21 protein-coding genes and 2 tRNA genes are annotated in these 23,367 nt (G+C 42.7%); 3 read left to right on the top strand and 20 right to left on the bottom strand.

Annotation, left to right across the window (positions count from 1 at the left end; all coding sequences use genetic code 11):
- Positions 1-15: 15 nt before the first annotated feature.
- The 8 genes from ACDD58_RS11715 to ACDD58_RS11680 form a co-directional block, all read right to left on the bottom strand.
- Positions 16-1,029 carry a deoxyguanosinetriphosphate triphosphohydrolase gene (locus tag ACDD58_RS11715; RefSeq protein WP_370777575.1) on the bottom strand — a complete coding sequence of 338 codons (1,014 nt, stop codon included), beginning with the start codon at positions 1,027-1,029 and terminating at the stop codon, positions 16-18.
- A gap of 131 nt (positions 1,030-1,160) precedes the next feature.
- Positions 1,161-2,141 (bottom strand): guanosine polyphosphate pyrophosphohydrolase, encoded by a 981-nt coding sequence (locus ACDD58_RS11710; RefSeq protein ID WP_370777573.1) that lies wholly within the window; start codon positions 2,139-2,141, stop codon positions 1,161-1,163.
- Between the two features lie 116 nt (positions 2,142-2,257).
- Positions 2,258-3,439, bottom strand: coding sequence for a fibronectin type III domain-containing protein (locus ACDD58_RS11705; protein ID WP_370777571.1), 1,182 nt, complete (start codon positions 3,437-3,439; stop codon positions 2,258-2,260).
- Between the two features lie 266 nt (positions 3,440-3,705).
- Positions 3,706-3,789: transfer RNA gene (locus ACDD58_RS11700), tRNA-Leu, on the bottom strand.
- A gap of 27 nt (positions 3,790-3,816) precedes the next feature.
- A tRNA-Leu gene (locus ACDD58_RS11695) sits at positions 3,817-3,901 on the bottom strand.
- 144 nt (positions 3,902-4,045) lie between these two features.
- On the bottom strand, positions 4,046-6,697 hold the full coding sequence (locus ACDD58_RS11690; protein ID WP_370777569.1) for an EAL domain-containing protein: 2,652 nt from the start codon (positions 6,695-6,697) through the stop codon (positions 4,046-4,048).
- Between the two features lie 5 nt (positions 6,698-6,702).
- Positions 6,703-8,199 (bottom strand): methyltransferase, encoded by a 1,497-nt coding sequence (locus ACDD58_RS11685; RefSeq protein ID WP_370777567.1) that lies wholly within the window; start codon positions 8,197-8,199, stop codon positions 6,703-6,705.
- A gap of 33 nt (positions 8,200-8,232) precedes the next feature.
- Positions 8,233-8,988, bottom strand: a complete 756-nt coding sequence (locus tag ACDD58_RS11680; RefSeq protein ID WP_186899508.1) for an N-acetylmuramoyl-L-alanine amidase family protein — start codon at positions 8,986-8,988, stop codon at positions 8,233-8,235.
- A gap of 283 nt (positions 8,989-9,271) precedes the next feature.
- Here ACDD58_RS11680 and ACDD58_RS11675 point away from each other — a divergent pair, with 283 nt between their 5' ends.
- Complete coding sequence (locus ACDD58_RS11675; RefSeq protein ID WP_117918705.1) at positions 9,272-9,403, top strand: thioredoxin; 132 nt, start codon at positions 9,272-9,274, stop codon at positions 9,401-9,403.
- A 65-nt stretch (positions 9,404-9,468) separates the two neighbouring features.
- On the opposite strand, the gene fliB is transcribed toward ACDD58_RS11675, so the two are convergent.
- From fliB to ACDD58_RS11620, 11 genes are all read right to left on the bottom strand, one after another.
- Positions 9,469-10,542: a flagellin lysine-N-methylase gene (fliB, locus tag ACDD58_RS11670; protein WP_370777564.1), complete on the bottom strand. Its 1,074-nt coding sequence runs from the start codon at positions 10,540-10,542 to the stop codon at positions 9,469-9,471.
- A gap of 28 nt (positions 10,543-10,570) precedes the next feature.
- The gene (locus tag ACDD58_RS11665; protein ID WP_118209125.1) at positions 10,571-10,819 is read right to left on the bottom strand and encodes a phospho-N-acetylmuramoyl-pentapeptide-transferase; all 249 of its coding nucleotides are present in this window, start codon (positions 10,817-10,819) and stop codon (positions 10,571-10,573) included.
- A 17-nt stretch (positions 10,820-10,836) separates the two neighbouring features.
- The gene (gene nrdG / locus ACDD58_RS11660) at positions 10,837-11,355 is read right to left on the bottom strand and encodes an anaerobic ribonucleoside-triphosphate reductase activating protein (RefSeq protein WP_118209126.1); all 519 of its coding nucleotides are present in this window, start codon (positions 11,353-11,355) and stop codon (positions 10,837-10,839) included.
- Positions 11,356-11,358: 3 nt separating this feature from the next.
- A complete protein-coding gene (locus ACDD58_RS11655) occupies positions 11,359-12,462 on the bottom strand; it encodes a GntR family transcriptional regulator (RefSeq protein WP_118209127.1) in 1,104 nt (367 codons plus the stop codon).
- Between the two features lie 23 nt (positions 12,463-12,485).
- Entirely contained in the window at positions 12,486-13,136 is a 651-nt protein-coding gene (locus ACDD58_RS11650) for a viroplasmin family protein (RefSeq protein ID WP_022112179.1), read from the bottom strand.
- A gap of 63 nt (positions 13,137-13,199) precedes the next feature.
- On the bottom strand, positions 13,200-13,970 hold the full coding sequence (locus ACDD58_RS11645; protein ID WP_006858825.1) for a YdcF family protein: 771 nt from the start codon (positions 13,968-13,970) through the stop codon (positions 13,200-13,202).
- Between the two features lie 11 nt (positions 13,971-13,981).
- Complete coding sequence (locus ACDD58_RS11640; protein ID WP_370777561.1) at positions 13,982-14,332, bottom strand: hypothetical protein; 351 nt, start codon at positions 14,330-14,332, stop codon at positions 13,982-13,984.
- Between the two features lie 14 nt (positions 14,333-14,346).
- Positions 14,347-15,054 (bottom strand): ZIP family metal transporter, encoded by a 708-nt coding sequence (locus ACDD58_RS11635; protein WP_006858850.1) that lies wholly within the window; start codon positions 15,052-15,054, stop codon positions 14,347-14,349.
- Positions 15,055-15,132: 78 nt separating this feature from the next.
- Positions 15,133-15,522 carry a thioesterase family protein gene (locus ACDD58_RS11630; protein WP_006858827.1) on the bottom strand — a complete coding sequence of 130 codons (390 nt, stop codon included), beginning with the start codon at positions 15,520-15,522 and terminating at the stop codon, positions 15,133-15,135.
- A 111-nt stretch (positions 15,523-15,633) separates the two neighbouring features.
- Positions 15,634-17,823, bottom strand: coding sequence for an anaerobic ribonucleoside-triphosphate reductase (gene nrdD, locus ACDD58_RS11625; protein ID WP_370777559.1), 2,190 nt, complete (start codon positions 17,821-17,823; stop codon positions 15,634-15,636).
- A gap of 275 nt (positions 17,824-18,098) precedes the next feature.
- Entirely contained in the window at positions 18,099-18,578 is a 480-nt protein-coding gene (locus tag ACDD58_RS11620) for a MarR family winged helix-turn-helix transcriptional regulator (protein ID WP_241070947.1), read from the bottom strand.
- Between the two features lie 124 nt (positions 18,579-18,702).
- Here ACDD58_RS11620 and ACDD58_RS11615 point away from each other — a divergent pair, with 124 nt between their 5' ends.
- A complete protein-coding gene (locus tag ACDD58_RS11615; RefSeq protein ID WP_370777557.1) occupies positions 18,703-20,451 on the top strand; it encodes an ABC transporter ATP-binding protein in 1,749 nt (582 codons plus the stop codon).
- Positions 20,451-22,379: an ABC transporter ATP-binding protein gene (locus ACDD58_RS11610; protein WP_370777555.1), complete on the top strand. Its 1,929-nt coding sequence runs from the start codon at positions 20,451-20,453 to the stop codon at positions 22,377-22,379. The genes ACDD58_RS11615 and ACDD58_RS11610 overlap by 1 nt, the downstream gene beginning before the upstream one ends.
- Before the next feature lie 125 nt (positions 22,380-22,504).
- Here ACDD58_RS11610 and ACDD58_RS11605 read toward each other — a convergent pair whose 3' ends face one another.
- Positions 22,505-23,017, bottom strand: a complete 513-nt coding sequence (locus tag ACDD58_RS11605) for an HD domain-containing protein (RefSeq protein WP_330414587.1) — start codon at positions 23,015-23,017, stop codon at positions 22,505-22,507.
- Positions 23,018-23,367 lie beyond the last annotated feature (350 nt).

Here is a 23,367-nt window from a genome sequence, read left to right as displayed (position 1 = left end):
TTTTCTCCTTTCGTGTTAGTAGCCATCTACCTGCCAGGCCTGTGGCATGAAGTATTCGCTGAATTTTGTGATGGCGTACTGGTCTGTCATGCCGGAGATGTAATCGCAGATGATACGCTGGTCTGTTTCACCGGCATCACGCATGCGCAGATATTTCTCAGGGAGAAGTTCTACATGTTCCATATAATAGAAGAACAACTGCTCGATCATGGCTTTTGCCTTGGTCTCTTCCCCTTTTGCTACCGGATTTTTATAGACATGGTCGAACATAAATTTGCGCAGTTCGATCATAGCCTGCTCTACTTCCTCCGACATAATGATATCGTCTTTTCCAACACTGTTGCTGATGATGTTATGTATCAGTGTATTTAAACGCTGCCTCGTCGAAAATCCCAGTGTTTTCCGAAGTTCTAACGGTATATTCTCCTCTGTCAGTATCTGCGCCCTTATGGCATCGTCAATATCGTGATTGATATAGGCGATCTTATCCGACAGCCGGACAATCTTTCCTTCTAAAGTATGCGGCATCAGACTCGTCTGATGGTTTAAGATACCATCCCTTACCTCCCAGGTCAGATTCAGTCCCTTACCGTCCTTTTCCAGCTTCTCAACGATCCTTACACTCTGCTCATTGTGATGGAAACCTTCATCGCACAGTCCATTCAGCACAAACTCACCAGCATGCCCAAACGGCGTATGTCCCAGATCATGCCCTAATGCGATCGCCTCGACAAGATCTTCATTGAGCCGCAGTGCTTTTGCGATCGTGCGGGCATTCTGTGATACCTCTAAGGTATGTGAAAGCCTCGTTCTGTAATGATCTCCTTTGGGTGTCAGAAACACCTGTGTTTTATTCTTCAACCGGCGGAATGCCTTACAGTGTAAAATCCGGTCTCTATCGCGCTGGAATACAGGTCTTATATCACACTGTCCTTCCGGATAATCACGTCCTCTTGAATGTATGCTGAGCGTAGCATACGGACTTAAGTTCTCACATTCCATCCGTTCAATATCTTCCCGTATCGACATGTTGTTCCTCCTCTTTGGATAAACCTGCCACACAGTAATTACAATATATATATTCCGCGTTCTTTTTCGATTTCCTTTTTTTATTTTAAATTAATGACAAAATTTTGCCCTCAACTTTGCCCTCTTTTCCATTAATCATTTTGAAAACGAGATAAATGTTCATATGGAAGGATCAGTCTTCCCCGGTAAAGTCCACACCCATCATTGATCAGGCTGTTATCAATTGCCGAAAACATATTCACATCCAGTTTTGCCAGTTCGATCTGCTGCAGTTTCATTCCTCTTTCATATGCCTCATCAAAATAAATACATTCCCCCACCGGAACAGCATCACGTCTTGCACGTTCACTCTCCTGCTTCTTCTCATATCCCAGATGATTCGCTGGTCCGATTTCCGCTATATCATCCATCGCTTTTGTCCTAAGCTGCATTTCCATATAACAATGTGCACTGTTGTCAAAAAAAGTAATATGTAACGACCGGTATCCATCCGGTTCTTCATTCACAATATAATCCCTGTAATACGGCCGTACTTCTTCACTGAGCAGTGGAGAATCACTCAGCTTTATACCGCCTGCCGGTTCTGCCGTAAATCCCCGCTCCTCTAAAAATACCTTAAGCACATTTGCGATGTCATATAAATGTCTGATTTCTTCCTGTTCTCTTTCCTTTTCATCTCCCACATGGCATTTAGGCATGGATATGACAATGCGGTATGCGATCAGATCCCTGAAGCAGCTCAGCCGTTCCTTTAATTCATCCACCGGAGGATAGGCATGGTTTTTCAGATAATAATTATAAACATGCTCTACGATATATCCGTTGAATTTTGCTTCCGCACGGATCAGTGATTTGATCCTTCCTTTAAAAGTAAAAGAAAGGTAAGGATATTGTTTCGCCATATACTGATAAAATTCCCGTATTTTCTGCGACTGTGCTGTCAAAAAGTCATTATGCTCTAGCAGTTCCATGATCTGCATCAGGAAATTACAGTGTAACCGATCCACCTCACTGTCATTTTCCTCTGCCACACGTTTTAAATCTTCTGTATATTTTTTTAAAATCCGAAATACCGTATCCCCGGAATAAAGATAATCATTTAAAGCAATCATTTTTCCATCCTTTGTTTTCCGCCTTCTGTGCCACATTGGTATCTATTATAAATGATTTCCTCCTAAATGCAAATAGCGCGGCAGTTTTTCTGCCGCGCCACTTATACCTTGCTGTCTTATTTTGTGATCTTTACTGATTTCGCCTCACTCCATGAGCCGTTTACTCTGTTGTCATCCTCGTCCACACGATATGCTCTGACACGCACATAATATTTTTTTCCTTTTGTCAGCTTTTTCAGAGTAACCTTTGTTGTCTTTGCGTTTGCCTTTTTGACTTTCACGCCCTTTTTAAACTTCTTGTCCGTGGAATACTGGATCTCATATCCCTTTGCATTGCTTACTTTGTTATATGTAACCTGTGCTTTCTTTCCTTTCACATTGGAAAGTTTGGAAATTTTGGTTTTTTTGACTGTGGTAATCTTTAAGTTTACCACACCCATGTTGTTCACACCGGTTTTTTTCAGTTTTGTCGGATCCAAGCTATCTTTATATGCTTCACTGCCTGCAATTTCAATATAGTAAGTACCGCTCTTTAATGTAACCTCTTTGGAACATGCAGAAGAATAATAATTTTCTGCAATATTCATACGCTCCAATACATTATGGTTCGAACGGTATAACGTCACACCTGTTTTGCTGCTTTCAAAAACACTTTCTCCCAGCGGATTCTCCAGTGAAAGGTTCAATCTTGCTGTTGTATCTCCGGATACTTTAAATTTAAACCAGCTTTTTCTTGTGTTGGAACTTAAAAATCCAGTTACTTTTTTATCCGTGGTAATCTGTTTTGCACGTCCCCAGGAACCATTCTTTGTTCCGGTTACATTCAGATACTGGGCTGCAACTGAAAGGCGGAACTCGCCATAACTGACATCATTGTAACTACCGTTTTTAGTTTTAGCAAAGCAAATCCAGTAATTTCCAGCATCGAGGCACAGATATTTTGACTTTCTCTCATTCCCCCATACAACAGTTACCTCGTCTCCGGTAACCAGATTCGAACAGTTTGCATCTGAATATACTGCAAATTCCTCAATCGCACCTAAAGAATCATAATCCTCATGCATAACTGTCGAATACGCAGACACATACACATATGACGGTTTGTTTAAGCTAAACTGTACCACATTACTGTATTCTCCGGTCGGGACCTTAATATTCGTAGAACCTACTGCCATCACATCCGTGATATCCTCCACAGCCGTGACAGGGATCTGTGTTGCTGCTGATACATTCTGTGGAAGAAGGATCAATGCAAATGCCAGAACCATTCCAAGAATATACGTCTTCATTTTCTTCATATAGATTTTCTCCTTTTCCTCTTTACTTCTCTAATGTAAAGAAACAATACGATTTCATTTTAGCATATTCTTTTTGTATTTTCTCTATGGAAAAAGTACTATTTTCACGGAACGTAATTTTCTCCCAAAGTCATAAAATGGGCCACGGCTTTGCGCAATTTGACAACCACTAAGTTGTGAGCCGCCTTTTGACACCCATGTCTTCTGTGAGAGAAAAAAAAGAAGCATCGAATCCTCAATGCTTCTTTCACCCTAACATATAAAAATGCAGGAGATGGGACTTGAACCCACACGATATTGCTACCACAGGCACCTGAAGCCTGCGCGTCTGCCAATTCCGCCACTCCTGCAAACCCGTCAATCAAAGAAATCTTTGATGCGGAAGATGGGACTTGAACCCACACGTTCGCAATGAACACAAGATCCTTAGTCTTGCTCGTCTGCCAATTCCGACACTTCCGCGTATCAATCACTCTCTCGCGACGACTCATTTATAATAACAGAGAAAAACAAATATGTCAACAGTTTTTTTGATATTTTTTTAATTTTATTTATTTTTTTAATTTTTGGAACTGTTTTGATTATTTAGATATTGAAAGACAGCCCTTACAGGAACTGTCTCTCAAACATCTCTGCCTTCATCGGTTTTCCAAAATAGAATCCCTGAATCAGTTGAACCTTTGATCCCATCAGCGCATCTAACTGTTCTTTTGTCTCCACGCCCTCTACACAGACATTCACATGGATCGCAGTTGCCAGTTCTCCGACCATTTTTACAAATGCGTTGGAGAAATCATCTTTTCCAATATCAATGATAAAACAGCGGTCGATCTTTATGACATCGATCGGCATCTCCCTGATATGATTTAAAGAAGAATAGCCTGTACCAAAATCATCCAGCGCAACACGTACTCCAAGATGTCTGATATCTGCAAGTATCCGTTTCATCCGGCTCATATCATTGACCGCAAGACTCTCTGTTACTTCTAAGGTAAGGTTCTGCGGTGTGATCCTTGTCTCCTCGATCACATGTGCGATCCGCTCTACGATATCGTTCTGTAAAAGCTGTACAACAGAGAGATTAACATTCACTTTGTACTCCGGATGCCCCATATCATTCCAGTATTTACAATGGATACACGCTTCACGCAAAACAAATTCGCCGATCGGGTTGATCAGTCCTAAATATTCCGCAAGCGGGATAAAATCTGTCGGCGGTATCAATCCAAGTTCCCCTGAATTCCAGCGTATCAGTGCTTCTGCACCGGCACATGGATTTCCTTCTTTTGTGATATTTACGATTGGCTGGAAATATACTTCAAATTCGCTGAATGCATTTCTCGTTGCATTGCGCATATTCTTTTCAAGATCAAGCCGCTTGTAAGAGGTAGACTCAACATTGTCATCATAAAACTCTATACGGTTCTTTCCTGCACACTTTGCAGAATAAAGGGCAATATCTGCTTTTTTGATCAGTTCTTCCACCGTGTCCCCATCTGCCGGGAAACGCACAACTCCCATACTCATCGTACAGTAATAATCTGTTCCTTTTAACATCCACGGTTTTGTAAATAACGATTTGATCTCATCTAAGATCTGCTGAAGCATTGTCATATGATGATGTGCCAGTATGATGATAAACTCATCACCGCCCATACGGTAACAGTTATTCTCCACACCGGGAATCCTCTGCAGGCTGCCTGAAATATTCTTAAGTAAAACATCACCATACTGATGTCCAAGTCCGTCATTGATATGCTTAAAATCATCCAGATCAATATAAAGTAATGCTCCCTCTCCACCAAACTCTTTCGTCTGACGGATATACCGTTCCAGATCCTGTTCACAGCGCATTCTGTTATAAAGCCCTGTCAGGAAATCATTGTTTGCCTGACGCTCAATCTTCTGCTGATATAATTTTTTATCTGTCACATCATAAATCGTACATAAAAGAACTTTTCTTCCGTCAACCCAGTTGATCCTTGTACTGTGCAGATCAAACCAGCGGTTTTCTTCTTTTGAGTAAACTTCCCTGAAATAAAGGCTGTCCTCTGACTGTGCTCCCTGTCTTAAACATTCTTCAATGCCGGCACTGTGCATGTCTCCACCAAACGCTTTACGGAAACGCTGGTTTGTATACAGGATGGTATTTTCTTTTGTATCCATCACGTAGATTCCGCATCCCACATTTTCAAGAATCGCCTCCAGTGACGCATACGAACTTGCGAGTGAATTTTTTGCGATACGTTTTACCAGGATCGTCTGTATGATCCTTCTGACATCATTGACAAACTTAATCTCTCCACTGTCCCAGATACGTTCTTTTTCATCTTCACAGAAGCAGACATACATCCCTGTTTTCCCACCAACATCGATTGGCAGGAACAGCCCTGCTTTCATTTTCTGTGCATCAAATAATCTGTGGAACGACTCAGGCATCTTCGAATCTGCAGAGATCATGTATGGTTTTCCATTAAAAAAAGGCAATTCTGCTTTTGGAATGTTCTGTGAAGCATCCATCCGGGACTCTCTTCCCGCGGAATAATACTCACTGATCATATTAACGGTTGCGCCGTCTATATTTTCCCGGAACAAAACCGCAGCAGAAATCTCAAGATACCCGCATGCCTCCTTTAAAATATCCCGGACAATCCCATCAAAACTGTCCTCCGACTCAAGCATACGCACGATCGCTGTCATCGCCTCATTACGTTTTAATTCCGTCTCCATCTGTTCTTCCGACTCGCGGCTCTTTAAAAAAGCCTCCTGTGCTAAAAGTTCCTCTAATTTGACGGCAAACATCTGCTTTGACAATGTTTCCAAAAACTCAATCGACTTATAATAACGCTCCGGCGTTGTTCTCATCATGTAATCCGGTACATTTTCTCCGGCATCTTCCATTATACCGACCACGATCCAGATCGCAGATACCTCTCCGCTTACCTTTACAGCTACCCCGCACATCCGGATTCCATCTGCACCACAGTCCTCTTCGATCACGCTTTCAATCCTGCTGTTTTGCAGCCGTTCTAACAGCCCGGCATGTCTGTCCATGTCGATCACACTGCCCAGATACTCAAGTTCTTCCTTCGAACCATATGTCTTTGTGACTTCCGTGCGGTCTCTGTCAAGACACATCAGATACAGGTTATTCGCATCACAGAAACGGTCCTGTAGATTCTGCATCAGTGATATATCCAACAGTACCTGTTCTGATCTTAAAGGATCTTCTTCCTTCTTCCTACTTAAAAGTGCCATTCCCTTTACCCCTTTATTCCAACGATATACAGACTAAAATGACGTTTCTCTGAAATCACAAACTCCTGTATCAACCTGTATTCTGTATGTAAACGAAGTTGTTTCTTTACAATGCCTTCTTCATTTGAATAAAAAATCATCATTCCGCCCGGTGCTAAGATTTCTTTTGATTTTTCAAAAAATGAAGCATAAAGTGTATCCATCTCACCGCGTGACTGTTTTCCCCTTACCGGCATATTGGTAATGATCTCATCAAACAGATAATCATGTCTAAAATCAAAATAATCTCTATGGATAAAATTGATCTTTTCACCCACTAAAGAGGCATTTTCCCTTGCTCCTTCAATCGCCGGTCCAAAAATATCGATCCCATACTTTTCCCTTGCCGGTTCTATAATGTCTCTCTCGATGAGCATTGTCCCCACTCCGCAGAATGGATCTAAGATCTGTGCATTTTCTTTGAGATATGGTCTTGCAAGTGCCACAAGCATTGCTGCCAGTGATGGATGAATGGATGCTGCAACTGCATTTTTCCGGTAGGCAAAACGCCGCATCGGAATCGTATACAGTTTTAAAAATGGTGCAAATCCTCCATCTTTTTTCTTTATCAGACGAATCTCTATTTCATAATCACCCGTTGAATTGGTCAGCCATCTCGCTGATGCACGCTCTAACTGTATTGCAAACTTTTTCGCAAAAGAAGCTCTTTTGTCGTTCTCCATATCTGCCCGGATCTCTACACGAAAACGAAACGGGGTGTCCTGTTTATGACACTCCTTTAAAAAATCACTGATGCCGCTCTGCCAGATCGCATCTGCTAACTCCTCTTCCTGCCCCTCATCCTGCTTTAAACGGATCGGAAACAAAAGTTCACGGTAAGTTCTCAGATTTGCCATAGCACGCACATCCTTTGTATACACTGCCACTCCGAGTGGATGTTTTGCCGTTTTTCTCCTGATATCCGCTGGAAGTTCCCCAATTTCCTTCAAGGTTACATCCGTACGTGTATGCCCGGTCAGCAGCAGCATCTCATGTGGATCTTTAAATCCGGTAAATGCGTGACTTTTGTTATCTTCTGCCTTTTCTAACAGCCTGCCAAGTGCACGAACCTCCTCATCAATATGCTTTTTTTCTTCTATTGCCGGAGTATAAGAGAGAAGTTCTTCCATCCTCTCTTTGAGCCGTTCCTGATATGCCGTAATATCCAAATAGGCAAGTGCCTTTAAATACGCGCTTTTTACAAAAAGAGTCTGCTCCCTTTCATATGCCGTAACTAATGCATCTACAGCACCTGCCAGCCTCAGTTCCCCAAGGATCATCGCTGCATTTTTACGCACCTTAGGATCTTCTTCCTCTAACAGTTCTAACAGTAATCTGCCATCCCCGGTCAGTGACGCAAACTGTTTTCTGACGGTTTCATCTTTCATCCTGTTACGCAATTCTACAAGGTTTTCGCGGAGATTTTCTCTTTTTTGCAATGCTTCGTAATATTTCTCTATCATACTGCTTCCTTCGACATAATTGATACTTTCATTTTACTGTATTTCCTCTGTTTTTGCAATACCGTTGGTCTCTATGTAATCGACAAGATCCGACTTAAACTGCTCCCATGCAGCCTCGTTTTCCACATAATATTTCGGACATGCCTTTCCAGTTACATCATAATGTCTTATCACATCATCCGTAGTCAGATCATAACGTCCCATCAGCCATGTCACCAGATGAACCAGCGATCCATAAGTCGCATCCGTAAATTTTCCCGTATCATCCGGAATACAGCACTCTATGGAAATCGTATCGGCATTTCTCTCATTCGAAGCATATGCGATTTCATTGCATGGAATGCATTGGATGATCTCCCCACTGATCCCGATCACAAAATGACTGCTTGCATGCGTTTCCCCTGATTGCGCCAGTCCTTCAAAATAATCACGGTTCTGCTGCGCCGTTGTTCCCGGATTTGCGGTATAATGCACAACAATCCCATTTATTTTTTCAAGTGCCGTTCCCGGTCTTGAGAATTCATTATAATCTAAAAGCTGCACAGAAAAATCCGGCCGGTCCGCAATATATTTCGTTTCCTCCACAATGATCTCATCCTGTGTCTGTATTGTCCTGTGGGATATGCGCCATACACCATATAAAATCACTCCCACAAACATAACTGCCGTAAAGATCATGACACCGCCTGCAAACATCTGCTGTCTTTTCCGTTTCTTCTGTCTTCTTTTTCGTGCCTCGTATCTTCTTTTTTCCGCTTCACGTCTGCGGCCTGCTTCTCCCTGATCCATAGTCTCCCCTTTTTCTTATGTCAGAAATATTTTGTATAATATTTTTATTTTTCCCGTTTCATTTCTGGAAAAATAATCACTTTTTTAAATCTCAAGTAATATTATACAATTTTATTATGTGAAATCTAGTAAAAATACACACTTGTTATTTTCCTGCTTTTGTACAGTTTTTCATCCGTCTCATCAGTTTTTGTATATATTGCACAATATGTCGAATTGTTTTTTGTTGATTTTCCCGATACATTATGCTATATTATAGAAAACAAATAAGGAGGTGTGTTGTATGACTTATGCAATCGATCCGGCAATGTCTTTCGTTGAAGTTGTTTCTTTCTATGAGAAATATATCGATGAGACAAAAGCCGCCGGGAAAAAGCCTGTATCTTTCCTGCATTTTCTCACAGGCAGATACTAAAAGCCGGTTGATCAGGCCGTCAGCTTATGAAAGCTGTCAGGTGCCCTGTCACCCGGCTTATTTTTTTACATGATCTGTGCAAGCAGACCTTTTACGGAAAATACGTCTTCAAACAAAAATGATTCTCCTAACATTTCTATATTTTCTTCGGAATGCTCTACTTCTTTTGCATAAACTTTCGTTGTTTCGACACGGTCTGAAAGATCAAATTTCTGTCCGTTTTCCATCCAGACCATGACATCCATATCACGCACCATCAAAAAAGATGCAACTGCAAACTGCGCCTTTTCAAGCAGATTGTTATCATAGAATGCCCTCATAAAATAACGGAAAGTATAATATACCATCAGATGTTCATACTGATACTCGTTTTCCTTTTGTGACTCCATAAAAGCACGGTGCGTCTTTTCATAATTTTCTTCATTATAAAAATTCTTCAGCCTATCTTCCATATCAGACCACGCATCACCAATGGATTCAAGCTCCTCATACTGCGAAAGCCGCTGTAAGAATGCCTCGTAAAGGCTGATCTTTTCCGGTTCTTCCGTTTTTGGTGCTGTCTCAAACAGCTCCTTCTGCATCTGACAGCAATAATCGAGATACATTGCGATGCGCTTTGTTATGGAATGAGTGCGATCCTGAAGCAGGCCGATCGCATGTGCTCTTACTGCTTCAAGTTTCTCCGCAAGCTCATCATCCCCCTCCTCCCACTCATACTCATCATAATCTTCCGAAAGAATCTGTTCGTCAAATCCGATCGTTTCCGTATCTGAAAAGACGATACGCCCAACTTCCCCGCAGGAAAGACATAATACTTTTTCTCTCGTTTTCGGATACTCCGTCGTAAATCTCGGATATTCCGTACACACCTCTGACAGAGAATCCTCCCCCAAAGTCAGACATACCTCGCAGAGTCCCTTTTCATTCAGAAGCGGACACCATCCCTCTTCATTTAACACAAAACTGCCATCCTCGCTGATCGATGCACGGATTTTCTCTGCCATCGGTCCTTTCAGATCCTTATAATAATCCAGTGTATCCTCATCAATATCAATTTCCCATCCTCTGCAGCAATTATCCGGACATTTATCAGCAATGCACCGGAACTCTTTATAATATGACGGCACTCTAAAAACCATTTTCTTTTCGTTCCTCTCTATATATTTCTCAATCTTCCCTGAAATGACTGCTTAACATATACCCAATGCACCAGACTCCGCCTGCTAATGAAAGATATATAAATCCTTCAATCGCTGCAGCTACCAGTCGTCCCAAAGACATGCTTCCTGCCATCTGCGCAAGGATCAGTCCCTTTACCGGACCTGTCAGGATCTTATAACCGCCAACATAGCACCAGCCCAGAACACCTAATGCATAACTTAATGCAGCAGCAATCATTTTCCATGAAAACTTCATCTTATTCCCCTTTTCCTTTATTCCATCAGTAATATAATTTCCTGTTTTTTTCTCGTTTCAGGCACATTAATGATTCTCTGGTTCGAAGATCCCCTGAAATTTAAGCCAATATCCTTTTTTCCTAAAATAAAAGGTCCATCCACCATAACATCGATCATTGATAAAAAAGGCTCTGATGCCTCACAATATGCCCTTCCGCCCGGCAGAAAATCCTCATACAGATATCCGCTGTACACCCAGATATTTTTATCCGGCAGTTCTTTTTTTATTCTCTGTAAAAGAGGAAGAAGCCCCTGCTGATTTTCCGGTTCCCCCGGATCTCCTCCAAGCAGTGTCAGTCCTGCAATGTAGGACGGTGCAAGCGCCTGCATGATCTCATCTTCCGTATTTTCTGTAAACGGTTTACCATAGGAAAAATCCCATGTTTCCTGATTAAAGCACTCTTTGCAGTGATGTCTGCATCCGGACACAAACAAAGACACCCTCACACCTGTACCATTCTCAATGGAACAGGGTTTGATCTGCGCATAGTTCATCTTTTATTCCTCCTTTTTCCGGGATATACAGGATTCCCGGATCACCAGCTTGGGTTTCACAAGGATCTGCTTTTCTGACTCCGGGACACTTCCCTCTTTCAGCAGTCCAAGAAGAAGCTCTGCTGCCATTTCACCTAATTTTTCCTGTGGATGAGCCACCGTGGTGAGCGGTACTTTTCCACTTGACGCAAGATAGGAATCATCATATCCTGTCACTGAAACATCATCCGGCACTTTAAGTCCTTCATCCTCTAATGCCCGGATGACCTCTAGTGCAATCTGGTCATTATACGATACCACACTGTCAAAGAAATGCTCACATCTCATCTTAGCCATATGACACACCTGTTCATATGGATGCGTTTTCCGGTCTTCCGTATAAAACCATACCACTTTATCCGGGTCATACGCAATCCCTGCTTCCTGTAAAGCCTGCACATACCCTTTGTGCCGCTGCTGTCCCTGCGTATCATCCGCTTTAAATATCCCTATGATGTGATGGTGCCCCAGTGAGATCAGATATCTTGTAACCAGATATCCTCCAAGGCAGTCATCTAAAAGGATATGTGGCTTTTCTGCAAGCTGCGCATAACTGCCTTGAATAAATACATATGGAATCCGATATTCATCCAGCGTCTGGTATAAATTAATATGTTTGCAGAAGATCTGACTTTTGCTTGGTTCTATGATCAGCCCATCAATTCCCTTCTGCAATAATTCTTCTAAACATTTTGCTTCCATATTTCTGGAATTTCTTGTATTCTTTAAAAGAATACTATATCCATTTTCCGTAAGGACTTTATCAATTCCCTGGATCACTCTCGGGAAAATATAATCAGACAGATATGTCGTGACCACTGCTATATTTTTTGTTTCACCCGTGCGTCTCGCCATCTCCGAACAAAACGTTCCACGTCCATGTTCCGCATAAATATATCCCTCGTTCTGAAGAATCTGCAGAGCTTTCCGTACAGTCTGTCTGCTTACCTGATATGTCCCGGAAAGTTCATTTTCCGATGGCAGTTTTTCTCCCGGCTTTATTTTTCCTGAAACGATCTGTTTTCTTAAGTCCTCCATCAGATCATAATATTTTAACTTTTTATCCATATATCTGCTCCCGGATTCCGGTTTTATATCTCATTCCCCACTGCCTGCTTTGCTAACATATCTGCTTCCTCATTGCCATCGATACCGGAATGTCCTTTTACCTTTACAAAACGGATCACAATCACATTTCTCACCGATGCCACATAATCACGGTATGCTGCTGTCCCTTTTTTATTGCACTTCCACGCACCGGTTGCCCACATTTCGATTCCCATGTAATCATAATAAATCGTTACTTCCGGCAATCCTAATTCGACCGCTTTTCTGATCGCAGCCATACTGCCGCAGATTTCCCCTGCGACATTGCGCATCGCTGCCATCTCTGCATCCTTATCACTCCCCTGCAGCACTTCTTTTATGCCATCATGAATCAGAAAGCCACCATATCCGTAGACATGCGTTGCCACATTGTAAGAACCATCCACAAACGCATAGACAGACGGCATTGCCCCATCTTCCTGCTGCATTGTTTTCTTCATTGCATTTTGCATCTTTGGCGCAGCATCTGCTCCGGTATATGTCGCAGCTTTGGCAAAAGCCACTGCTTCTTCTCTTGTTTTAAAACTCTTATATACTGCTCCAGGAAAGCCGTCCACCATCGCTTTACATTCTGCCCAGCTCTGGTACACTCCCGGTTTTCTTCCTTTTTTTACTGCATAATATTTTCCTGGCATCTTTTCCTCTCTCTGACATTCCACTTTTTATTACTGCACTGTTTTTATAAAAATACTTCCACACTAATCCCAATGACGCAATTCATAATATAAAATGCCATACAGTTCCCTCACATAATAGGTGGGAAAATATACAAAAAATGTATGTGCCGGGGTACTGTAACTTTTCATTCCCAGCCTGGCTGCCATCTGATTCGCCCGATATTCATGAAATTCACTGGTAACCAGTGTCACAGTCATATCAAGTCCACGGTCTTTTAAAATTTCTCCGGTATATTTTAAATTTTCTTCCGTCGTTGTAGATCGTTCTTCTAAAATCAGACGATTTTCACTGATTCCCCGTTTTGTCAGCACTTCATACATGCACTGTGCTTCCGTGATATCTTCACCCGGTCCTCTGCCACCGGACAAAATACATACTGCATCTTTATTTACACTCAGATAATCATATGCAGCATCAATACGTTCCTCTAATATTCTGCTTGGTTTTGTACCTTTTACACTGCATCCTAAAACAACAGCTGTCGTATTTTGCGGCGGAGTGTGTAATGCTGAGTGGATCATCAGAAATGTCTCTGCCAACACTGTCATGATCATTATAAGTACAAGGACAAGCAGGAAAACACATATCCAGTGTGTTTTCCTGCCATTCCACAATATCAAAGCTCTCCTGTTCATACGCCCGAAAAAAATTCCATAACATAACAGGAATAACGAGATCAGAATCCCGGTCGCCGTTCCTATATTAAAAATTCCTTTGCATAACAGCGGCGCGAAGAACCAGAATAATAAAATGCCTCCGACCGCTATAATGACCATCTGTACACCGCGCATGAATTTCCTTTCTACATAAGCTCAAGTTTACAGTTTGCACGCATTTTCAACGGACATTCATAAACATTTTCATTTTTTTCTTTTGCAATGTAGGAAAGCGGACATTTTCTGCAGTCTCCCTTTGTAAAATCGCCTGCCACCTCAAATTTCAACACTGCTGTCATCGTCCCCTTTTTTTGGTTTTCCTTGCGGATATGATCCCAGGCAAGCACCTGTCCGCATCCCGGACATTTATCAGTTCCTACTGTAACTGCCCTCTTACAGGTCGGACAGCCATAGTATGTTTTACCACTCTGATCCAGTATCTCTACCACATCTGATGGAAACTGTTTGATCAGCTGTTCTCTTATATCGTCCTGCATATTTATTTCCTCCTTTATCCCAATGCGACATCTAATATCATCATGATCAGAAAACCTGCCGCAAATCCAATCGTATTAATATTGGAATGTTCTCCTTCTGATGCTTCCGGAAGAAGCTCTTCCACGACCACATAGATCATTGCCCCTGCTGCAAATGCAAGCAGATATGGCAGCATATGTGTGATGATTCCGGCTAAAATAATCGTAATTCCCGCCGCGATCGGTTCTACCACACCGGATGCCACGCCATACCAGAAGGCTTTTTTTGTACTGCCGCCTTCACTTTTCAGCGGAAGCGATATAATTGCACCTTCCGGAAAATTCTGAATTGCAATTCCTATGGACAATGAAAATGCTCCCGCCAGTGTAATTCCGTTGTTTCCTGATAAAAGTCCAGCGAACACAACACCGACTGCCATTCCCTCCGGTATATTATGAAGAGTAACAGCCAGTACCAGCATGGTTGTTTTTTTTAGGTGACTTGGCAATCCTTCCGGTTTGTCTTCATTCATATGAAGATGCGGAATGATTTTGTCCATCAGCAGTAAAAACAGGATTCCAAATATAAATCCGATTGCTGCCGGTAAAAATGCAAATTTTCCCATTCCCTCTGACATGTCGATGGATGGTATCAGCAGCGACCACACAGATGCTGCCACCATAACGCCGGATGCAAAACCAAGCAGTGCTTTCTGTACCAGACGGTTCAACCCGTTTTTCATAAAGAAAACACATGCTGCCCCCAACGAAGTTCCCAGAAACGGGACCAGTAACCCGATAACTAAATTCAATGTTTCCTCCTATCTATTTAACTTGGCATCCGCCTTATTCTGAAATTTTTCCGCCTGTACAATAAAACGCTCATGCGTTCCTTCTCCGACTTTTCCGGTCTCATCCTCTACTTCTACGGAAAATACAAGACGTCTTTTATCCACTTCCACTAAAGTGGTATTGCAGGTTACCTTCATTCCCACCGGTGATGCGGCAAGATGTTTTACATTAAGGCTCGTTCCCACAGTCACACATCCTTCTTCAAGTTCATCTGCAACACTCTTCCATGCGGTCTCCTCGATCAGGGCGATCATTGCCGGTGTCGCGAATACTGCTAACGTACCGCTTTTCATCACTGCTGCTGTATTTTCTTTCTCTACTATAATGGTATGCTGTCCTTTGATTCCTGCTTCTAACATTTTATCCTCCAAAGTTAAATTTTTATTTTAGTGATTTAGTACCATTACAGTTTATCATAAAAAGAACCGCACATCAATGTTGATATACGGTTCTTTTTCGCAATATGAATTTTATAAATGAAGCACTCTCTCTTTAATTTCCTGTGTTCTGCCCTGATTCCAGAACTGTGTTCCAATGTAGCCGCAGGTTCTGCGCGCCACGCTCATCTTGTTCTGGTCACGGTTACCGCAGTTCGGGCACTCCCAGACAAGTTTGCCGTCCTTGTCATTGACGATCTTGATCTCTCCGGAATAACCGCATTCCATACAGTAATCGCTCTTGGTATTCAGCTCTGCGTACATAATATTGTCATAAATATACTGCATCACTGCAAGTACAGCGTCAAGATTATTCTGCATATTCGGCACTTCCACATAGCTGATCGCACCTCCCGGAGAAAGCTCCTGGAACTGTGACTCAAACTTCAACTTATCGAATGCACTGATTTCCTCTGTCACATGGACATGATAGCTGTTTGTGATGTAGTTCTTATCCGTCACTCCCGGAATAATGCCAAAACGCTTCTGAAGACATTTCGCGAACTTATAAGTCGTTGATTCCAGTGGTGTTCCGTACAGGCTGAAATCGATATTGTGTTTTTCTTTCCATTCCGTACATGCATCATTTAAACGGCGCATTACTTTTAATGCAAACTCTGTTCCTTCCGGCTCGGTGTGGGAAACCCCCTTCATGTATCTGGTACACTCACAAAGTCCGGCATAGCCAAGAGAAATCGTGGAATAACCGTCATATAAAAGTTTATCGATCGTCTCACCTTTTTTCAGACGTGCCAGTGCACCGTTCTGCCAGAGAATCGGTGCCACATCAGAAGGTGTACCGAGCAGTCTCTTATGACGGATAATCAGAGCCCTGTAACAAAGATCTAACCTTTCATCCAAAAGTTCCCAGAATTTATCCATATCTTTTCCGGAAGAGCATGCGACATCCACGAGATTTAAAGTGACAACTCCCTGGTTAAATCTGCCGTAATACTTCTTACCCGGAACGTAATTTTTTGCATTTGCATAATTTCCTTTTGTGCGGTCAACAGTCAGGAAAGATCTGCATCCCATACAGGTATAACAGTTGCCGTCTTTTAACTTTTTCATGATCTTCTCTGAAATATAGTCCGGAACCATTCTCTTTGCCGTACATTCCGCTGCAAGTTTTGTCAGATACCAGTATTTGGTACCCTCACGGATATTATCTGCCTCTAACACATAGATCAGTTTTGGGAATGCAGGTGTAATGTATACGCCCTGCTCATTCTTTACACCAAGGATTCTCTGATGGAGCATCTCCTCGATCACTGCGGCAAGATCATCGCGAAGCTGGCCTTCCGGTACCTCATCCAAATACATAAATACCGTGATAAACGGTGCCTGTCCGTTTGTCGTCATCAGTGTGATCACCTGATACTGGATCATCTGCACACCACGGTTGATCTCTTCTTTCACACGGATCTCCGCAATTTTATTGACTTTATCCTCAGTCGGTGTCACTCCGATTGCTTCCAGTTCCGTGCGGACCTGCTTGCGGTATTTTTCACGGCTGACCTGTACGAACGGTGCCAGATGGGAAAGTGAGATACTCTGTCCACCGTACTGGGAACTTGCGATCTGTGCGATTGCCTGTGTTGCGATATTGCATGCTGTAGAGAAACTCTTCGGACGGTCAATCATTGTTTCGCTGATAACAGTTCCGTTCTGAAGCATATCCTCTAAATTGACCAGACAGCAGTTGTGCATATGCTGTGCAAAATAATCCGCATCATGAAAATGAATGATTCCCTGCTCGTGCGCCTCCACGATATCCGGCGGCAGCAAAAATCTCTTTGTGATATCTTTGCTGACCTCTCCTGCCATATAATCTCTCTGCACGCTGTTTACCGTTGGATTTTTATTTGAATTTTCCTGTTTTACTTCCTCATTATTACACTCTAACAAACTTAAGATCTGTTCATCCGTTGAGTTGGATTTGCGCACCAGTTCCTGTTTGTAACGGTATGTAATATAGTTTCGTGCCACATTAAATGCACGCTGATTCATGATCTGGTTCTCTACCATATCCTGAATCTCTTCTACACTTGGAGAACGTTTCATATTTTCACAGGCAATTTCCACATTTTTTGATATCTCATCAATCTGCTTATCTGTCAGCTTCTCATAATCAATAACGCTGTTGTTTGCCCTGCGGATCGCCGCCTCAATTTTTTTAATATCAAAGGTATCCTCCATACCGCTTCTTTTAATAATTTTCATTTCCGATCAAATCCCTTTCTGTTTCTGACTGATGGCTGCCTGCCATACCCAAACGGCCGCATAACCTACGAGTACTTATTATACAATATATTGTGTCTTTGTCAATGTGTTTGGAACATATATATTTTCCCATTTTTATGATATCCGGACAGAATCGATCGTTGCAACCCCAGTAAATACGCGGTCTTTATTCACTATTACCAAATTTAAGGTGATTTCTTCGTCATTTTTTTCACTTGTATATCCTGCATCATCAACCACAATATCTAGTGTTTCTATTTTTTCATGCCACCACAGAAAGAATTCTTCGGACAGGCAATATCCACATCCAGATTCAAAAGCATCCGGTCTAAATATTTCTTAAGATCTTTTACCTCTTCATCACTCAGTCCTTTCTCTAAAAGAGCTTCCATTTCACGCATATCCTGCTCTGACCTCTCTACCATAGTACGTGCTTTATCTGTCAGCACCAGTTTCTTCAGCCTCGCATCATGCTCCACCGTCTCACGGCGCACCAGCCCTTTCCGTTCCATGACTGCAAGCATGTTTGATGCGGTTGCCCGCGATACCGAAAATTCCGTTTCAATATCCTTCTGATAGATATCCTTTCCATCATGATCCCGCAAAAATCCAAGCGTCCAGCGCTGCATTCCCGTAAGTGGTTCTTTTTCATTTTCCTGTTTTTTTGCCTCCATCCGCTTATGGATCTGGTTATGGATCAAACGTATTTTATATCCTATCGTATCTGTATGCATGATTTATCTCCTGCTGAAATAATATTATTTTTTACATTGACATTCTTTTTTTTATGCCTTATAACTATATTGTTAGCACACTAACAAATAAAAATCAATTATTTTTTGAAAAGGATGTGATGTTATGTTAAAAACTCTGGGAGCTCAGATCAAAGAATTTAAAAAAGATTCTTTCCTCACTCCTGTTTTCATGATCTTAGAAGTACTCATGGAAACGATCATCCCACTGATGATGGCATCGATCATCGATAACGGCGTGGAAGCCGGGGATATCCACCATATTTACGTCATGGGCGGATGTATGGTCATTGTCGCGTGTGTTTCCCTGTTTGCAGGAACGATGGGTGGAAAATACGGTGCCCGTGCTTCCGCAGGATTCGCCCGCAACTTACGAAAAGCAATGTACGAAAATATACAGACCTTTTCTTTTTCCAACATTGACAAATTCAGCACCGCAGGTCTTGTCACAAGGCTCACCACGGATGTGACGAATCTGCAGAACGCATATCAGATGCTGCTGCGTATGTGCGTGCGCGCACCGATCTCTTTAGTCTGCGCGATGATCATGGCATTTTTCATCAATGCGAAACTCGCATGCGTTTACCTGATCGCTGTTATCGTACTTGGTGTGATCCTTGCCTTTATTACAATACGGGCACATCATTACTTTATGGAAGTATTTCCAAAGTACGATGACTTAAATGCATCGGTACAGGAAAATGTCTCCGCGATCCGTGTAGTCAAAGCCTATGTCCGTGAGGATTATGAAAAGAAGAAGTTCACACAGGCAAGCAAAAATATTTATAACATGTTTGTCAAAGCAGAGGGCGTACTCGCTTTCAACTCCCCTGTCATGCAGATTGCTGTATATAGCTGTATCATCGCATTAAGCTGGCTGGGGGCAAAAATGATCGTTGCAGGTTCTCTTACCACAGGCGAACTGATGAGTCTTCTTACCTATTGTATGAACATCATGATGAGTCTGATGATGCTCTCCATGGTTTTCGTCATGTTAGCCATGAGTATCGCAAGTGCCGAGCGTATCTGTGAAGTCTTAAATGAAAAGAGTGATATCACAAACCCGGAAAATCCGGTCTATGAGGTTGCCGACGGCAGTGTTACCTTCGACCATATGACCTTCCGTTACAACAAGACTTCGGATAAACCGATCCTTGATGATGTCAATCTTTCCATCCGCTCCGGGGAAACGATCGGTGTCATCGGCGGCACGGGAAGTTCGAAATCCTCGCTCGTCAACTTAATCAGCCGTCTCTATGACGTCTCAGAGGGCGCAGTCCTTGTCGGCGGCAAAGACGTCCGCTCCTACGACCTGGATACGCTGCGCGACGAGGTTTCCGTGGTACTGCAGAACAACGTGCTCTTCTCGGGAACCATTTACGAAAATCTGCGCTGGGGTGATAAAAATGCGACCGACGAAGAATGCCGCCACGCATGCCATCTTGCCTGCGCAGATGAATTTATCGACCGTTTCCCGGACGGCTACAACACTTACATTGAACAGGGCGGAACCAACGTATCCGGCGGTCAGAAACAGCGTTTATGTATCGCGAGAGCCCTGTTAAAGAAACCGAAAATACTTATTTTAGACGACAGTACCAGTGCTGTCGACACTGCAACCGATGCTAAGATCCGCAAGGCTTTTGCCGAAGAGATTCCGGACACAACCAAATTCATCATCGCACAGCGAATCTCCTCCGTCCAGAATGCAGATCGCATCATCGTTTTAGATAACGGTGTTGTAAATGGCTTTGGCACACATGAAGAATTATTAGAATCCAATGATATCTACCGCGATGTCTATGAATCACAGACCAGCGGAAGCGGTGATTTCGATGAAGGAGGTGCTGCATAATGGCAGAAAAAAATACCAAACCGGTTCATGGTCCGGGTGGCAGAGGTCCAAAAGGCCCACGTCCGAAAGTTGAAAATCCCGGCAGACTTTTTATGCGTCTGCTCGCTTACATCATGAAAAATTATGCAGTTCACTGTATTCTTGTCGTGCTCTGTATTTTCATTACCGTACTTGCCAGTGTACAGGGTACCTGGTTTATGCAGACTCTGATCGACAGCTATATTCTGCCGCTCATCGGTCAGGCAGATCCTGATTTTTCCGGTCTGCTGCATGCCATCATGCGTGTTGCCGTTTTTTACCTGATCGGAGCAATCGCTTCTTATATATATACACGTATCATGGTAAATGTTTCACAGGGTACTTTAAAAAACCTGCGTGATGACATGTTTACCCATATGGAAGAACTTCCGATCCGCTACTTTGACACACATTATCACGGAGATATCATGTCCACCTATACGAACGATATCGATACACTCCGTCAGATGATCAGCCAGAGTATGCCACAGTTTTTGAACAGCATCATCACCATCGTGAGTGTATTTGTCAGCATGCTTCTCTTAAATGTTCCGTTGACAATCGTGACACTTCTTATGATCGGTGTCACACTTTTTGCCACAAAAAAGATCGGTGCACTCAGTGCAAAATACTTTATCGCACAGCAGAAAGATATCGCAACGGTCAACGGTTATATCGAAGAGATGATGAATGGTCAGAAAGTCGTCAAGGTCTTTACCCATGAAGAAGAAAGTATCGAAAACTTTAACAGATTGAATGACCAGCTCTTCCACAGTGCAGACAATGCCAATAAATTTGGTAATATTTTAATGCCTGTCAATGCACAGATCGGTAACATCAGCTATGTACTCTGTGCTTTAGTCGGCGGTGTACTCGCCTTAAACGGCATCGGCGGTTTTACACTCGGAAAACTTGCAAGTTTCCTTACCTATAATAAGAGTTTCAGCCAGCCGGTCAACCAGCTTAGTATGCAGCTCAACAATATCGTCATGGCCCTTGCCGGTTCCGAGCGTATCTTTAAGCTGCTTGATGAAGAACCGGAAACAGACGAAGGTTATGTTACACTCGTCCGCGCCAGAAAAGAAAACGGTCAGATCGTCGAATCAAAAGAACGTACCGGTATGTGGGCATGGAAACACACACATCAGGCTGACGGCAGTATCGATTATATCGAGCTGAAAGGCGATGTTGTCTTTGATGATGTTGATTTCGGTTATAACCCGGATAAGATCGTGCTCCACAATGTAGACCTCTACGCAACACCTGGTCAGAAGATTGCTTTTGTCGGAAGTACCGGTGCCGGAAAGACTACGATCACGAACCTGATCAACCGTTTCTATGATATTCAGGATGGTAAGATCCGCTACGATGGTATCAATATCAATAAGATTAAAAAAGACGATCTGCGTCATTCCCTCGGCATCGTACTTCAGGACACACACCTGTTCACTGCAACCGTAATGGAAAATATCCGCTATGGAAAACTCGATGCCACAGATGAAGAAGTCATTGCAGCCGCAAAACTTGCCAATGCAGATACCTTTATCCACCAGTTGCCGGACGGTTACAACACACTTTTAACCGGTGACGGTGCAAACTTAAGCCAGGGACAGCGTCAGCTGCTCGCCATCGCACGCGCTGCGATCGCAGATCCGCCGGTACTGATCCTCGATGAGGCAACCAGTTCCATTGATACCAGAACAGAAAAGATCGTTCAGGATGGTATGGATAAACTGATGGCAGGACGTACCACTTTCGTGATCGCCCACCGCCTCTCCACAGTCAAGAACAGTGACTGCATTATCGTATTAGAGCAGGGACGCGTCATCGAACGCGGCGACCATGACAAACTCATGGAAGAAAAAGGAAAATATTATCAGCTTTACACAGGAAATCTTGCGGAAGGCTAGAATATATTTTAAATCGTATAGATATTTTTCTTTCTCTGTGTTTTCATAAGTGACCTCAAAAAATGGGCATATATAAAGCCAAAAACTTTATATATGCCCATTTTCATCTCTATTTTTATATTACTCTAAACCACTTTTTCTTTCTTCTTCCATGGTAAAATAACTTTCTCCGGCATGCGTCCTTTCACAGTTTCTGCACCGGAACATATCTTATCCGCACAGCACAAGATCCAGCCTTCCATATATTTGGGCGGAACGATATTTAATGGAAACATATGACATTTTATCATATCTTTTTCTATTTCATTCAGATCCGGGATGTCACGCATGGCATTCTCGCACGCCCTTTCTGCATGATGAAATCCATGCCATTTATGTGACGCATCTTTTTCGTGCCAGTCATAAAGAAAATAATCATGCAGTAACGCTCCACGGATCAGCGAGTGGATATCCACAGGTGCGTTCATTTTCAATGCCAGATAATAGCTGAAATATGCAACCGATACGCTGTGGCGAAATACGCTGGTGTCTCCATGCTGTATATAGCGATGAGACTCTAACAGGCGGGACTGCCTGCAGAGTTCCTCTAAGGTGTCATAAAAGTATTTTTCCTGCTCGTCGGATAAATGATAGGTCATTTTGCTCCTTCTTTCCATGCTATTCTATGAAACAGTATCTGGGCGAAACTCTGCTTTAGGCTGTGAACGTTGTGGGAAATTGACAGCTGAAACGAAAGCACGCTCTCGCTGCGTGTCGCTCGTAGCGGATACTAAATGACCAAAATACGGTCACTAAGTACCGACGGCTCCCCAGCACTTTCTTTTTCATCTGTCAATTTTCCACAACATCGCCAGTTCATGAATGAGTTTCGCAATTAACTTAGTATATGCATGCATAAACAAGATTGTCAAGCTATCGATCGAGTAGGAGGGAAATCTGAGTGATTTCCCGACCTCTCACACCACCGTGCGTACCGTTCGGTACACGG

Source organism: Roseburia sp., assembly GCF_041325975.1.
In the GTDB taxonomy this organism is placed as follows: domain Bacteria; phylum Bacillota; class Clostridia; order Lachnospirales; family Lachnospiraceae; genus Roseburia; species Roseburia rectibacter.
Note: the sequence above shows the minus strand (reverse complement) of the source record. Positions and strands in the feature narration are given on the sequence as shown.

Bases quoted from the DNA above. Each gene is read 5' to 3' on its own strand.
- ACDD58_RS11715 (WP_370777575.1), bottom strand. From the start codon at position 1,029: ATGTCGATACGGGAAGATATTGAACGGATGGAATGTGAGAACTTAAGT.
- ACDD58_RS11710 (WP_370777573.1), bottom strand. From the start codon at position 2,141: ATGATTGCTTTAAATGATTATCTTTATTCCGGGGATACGGTATTTCGG.
- ACDD58_RS11705 (WP_370777571.1), bottom strand. From the start codon at position 3,439: ATGAAGAAAATGAAGACGTATATTCTTGGAATGGTTCTGGCATTTGCA.
- ACDD58_RS11690 (WP_370777569.1), bottom strand. From the start codon at position 6,697: ATGGCACTTTTAAGTAGGAAGAAGGAAGAAGATCCTTTAAGATCAGAA.
- ACDD58_RS11685 (WP_370777567.1), bottom strand. From the start codon at position 8,199: ATGATAGAGAAATATTACGAAGCATTGCAAAAAAGAGAAAATCTCCGC.
- ACDD58_RS11680 (WP_186899508.1), bottom strand. From the start codon at position 8,988: ATGGATCAGGGAGAAGCAGGCCGCAGACGTGAAGCGGAAAAAAGAAGA.
- ACDD58_RS11675 (WP_117918705.1), top strand. From the start codon at position 9,272: ATGACTTATGCAATCGATCCGGCAATGTCTTTCGTTGAAGTTGTTTCT.
- fliB (WP_370777564.1), bottom strand. From the start codon at position 10,542: ATGGTTTTTAGAGTGCCGTCATATTATAAAGAGTTCCGGTGCATTGCT.
- ACDD58_RS11665 (WP_118209125.1), bottom strand. From the start codon at position 10,819: ATGAAGTTTTCATGGAAAATGATTGCTGCTGCATTAAGTTATGCATTA.
- nrdG (WP_118209126.1), bottom strand. From the start codon at position 11,355: ATGAACTATGCGCAGATCAAACCCTGTTCCATTGAGAATGGTACAGGT.
- ACDD58_RS11655 (WP_118209127.1), bottom strand. From the start codon at position 12,462: ATGGATAAAAAGTTAAAATATTATGATCTGATGGAGGACTTAAGAAAA.
- ACDD58_RS11650 (WP_022112179.1), bottom strand. From the start codon at position 13,136: ATGCCAGGAAAATATTATGCAGTAAAAAAAGGAAGAAAACCGGGAGTG.
- ACDD58_RS11645 (WP_006858825.1), bottom strand. From the start codon at position 13,970: ATGCGCGGTGTACAGATGGTCATTATAGCGGTCGGAGGCATTTTATTA.
- ACDD58_RS11640 (WP_370777561.1), bottom strand. From the start codon at position 14,332: ATGCAGGACGATATAAGAGAACAGCTGATCAAACAGTTTCCATCAGAT.
- ACDD58_RS11635 (WP_006858850.1), bottom strand. From the start codon at position 15,054: ATGAAAAACGGGTTGAACCGTCTGGTACAGAAAGCACTGCTTGGTTTT.
- ACDD58_RS11630 (WP_006858827.1), bottom strand. From the start codon at position 15,522: ATGTTAGAAGCAGGAATCAAAGGACAGCATACCATTATAGTAGAGAAA.
- nrdD (WP_370777559.1), bottom strand. From the start codon at position 17,823: ATGAAAATTATTAAAAGAAGCGGTATGGAGGATACCTTTGATATTAAA.
- ACDD58_RS11620 (WP_241070947.1), bottom strand. From the start codon at position 18,578: ATGCATACAGATACGATAGGATATAAAATACGTTTGATCCATAACCAG.
- ACDD58_RS11615 (WP_370777557.1), top strand. From the start codon at position 18,703: ATGTTAAAAACTCTGGGAGCTCAGATCAAAGAATTTAAAAAAGATTCT.
- ACDD58_RS11610 (WP_370777555.1), top strand. From the start codon at position 20,451: ATGGCAGAAAAAAATACCAAACCGGTTCATGGTCCGGGTGGCAGAGGT.
- ACDD58_RS11605 (WP_330414587.1), bottom strand. From the start codon at position 23,017: ATGACCTATCATTTATCCGACGAGCAGGAAAAATACTTTTATGACACC.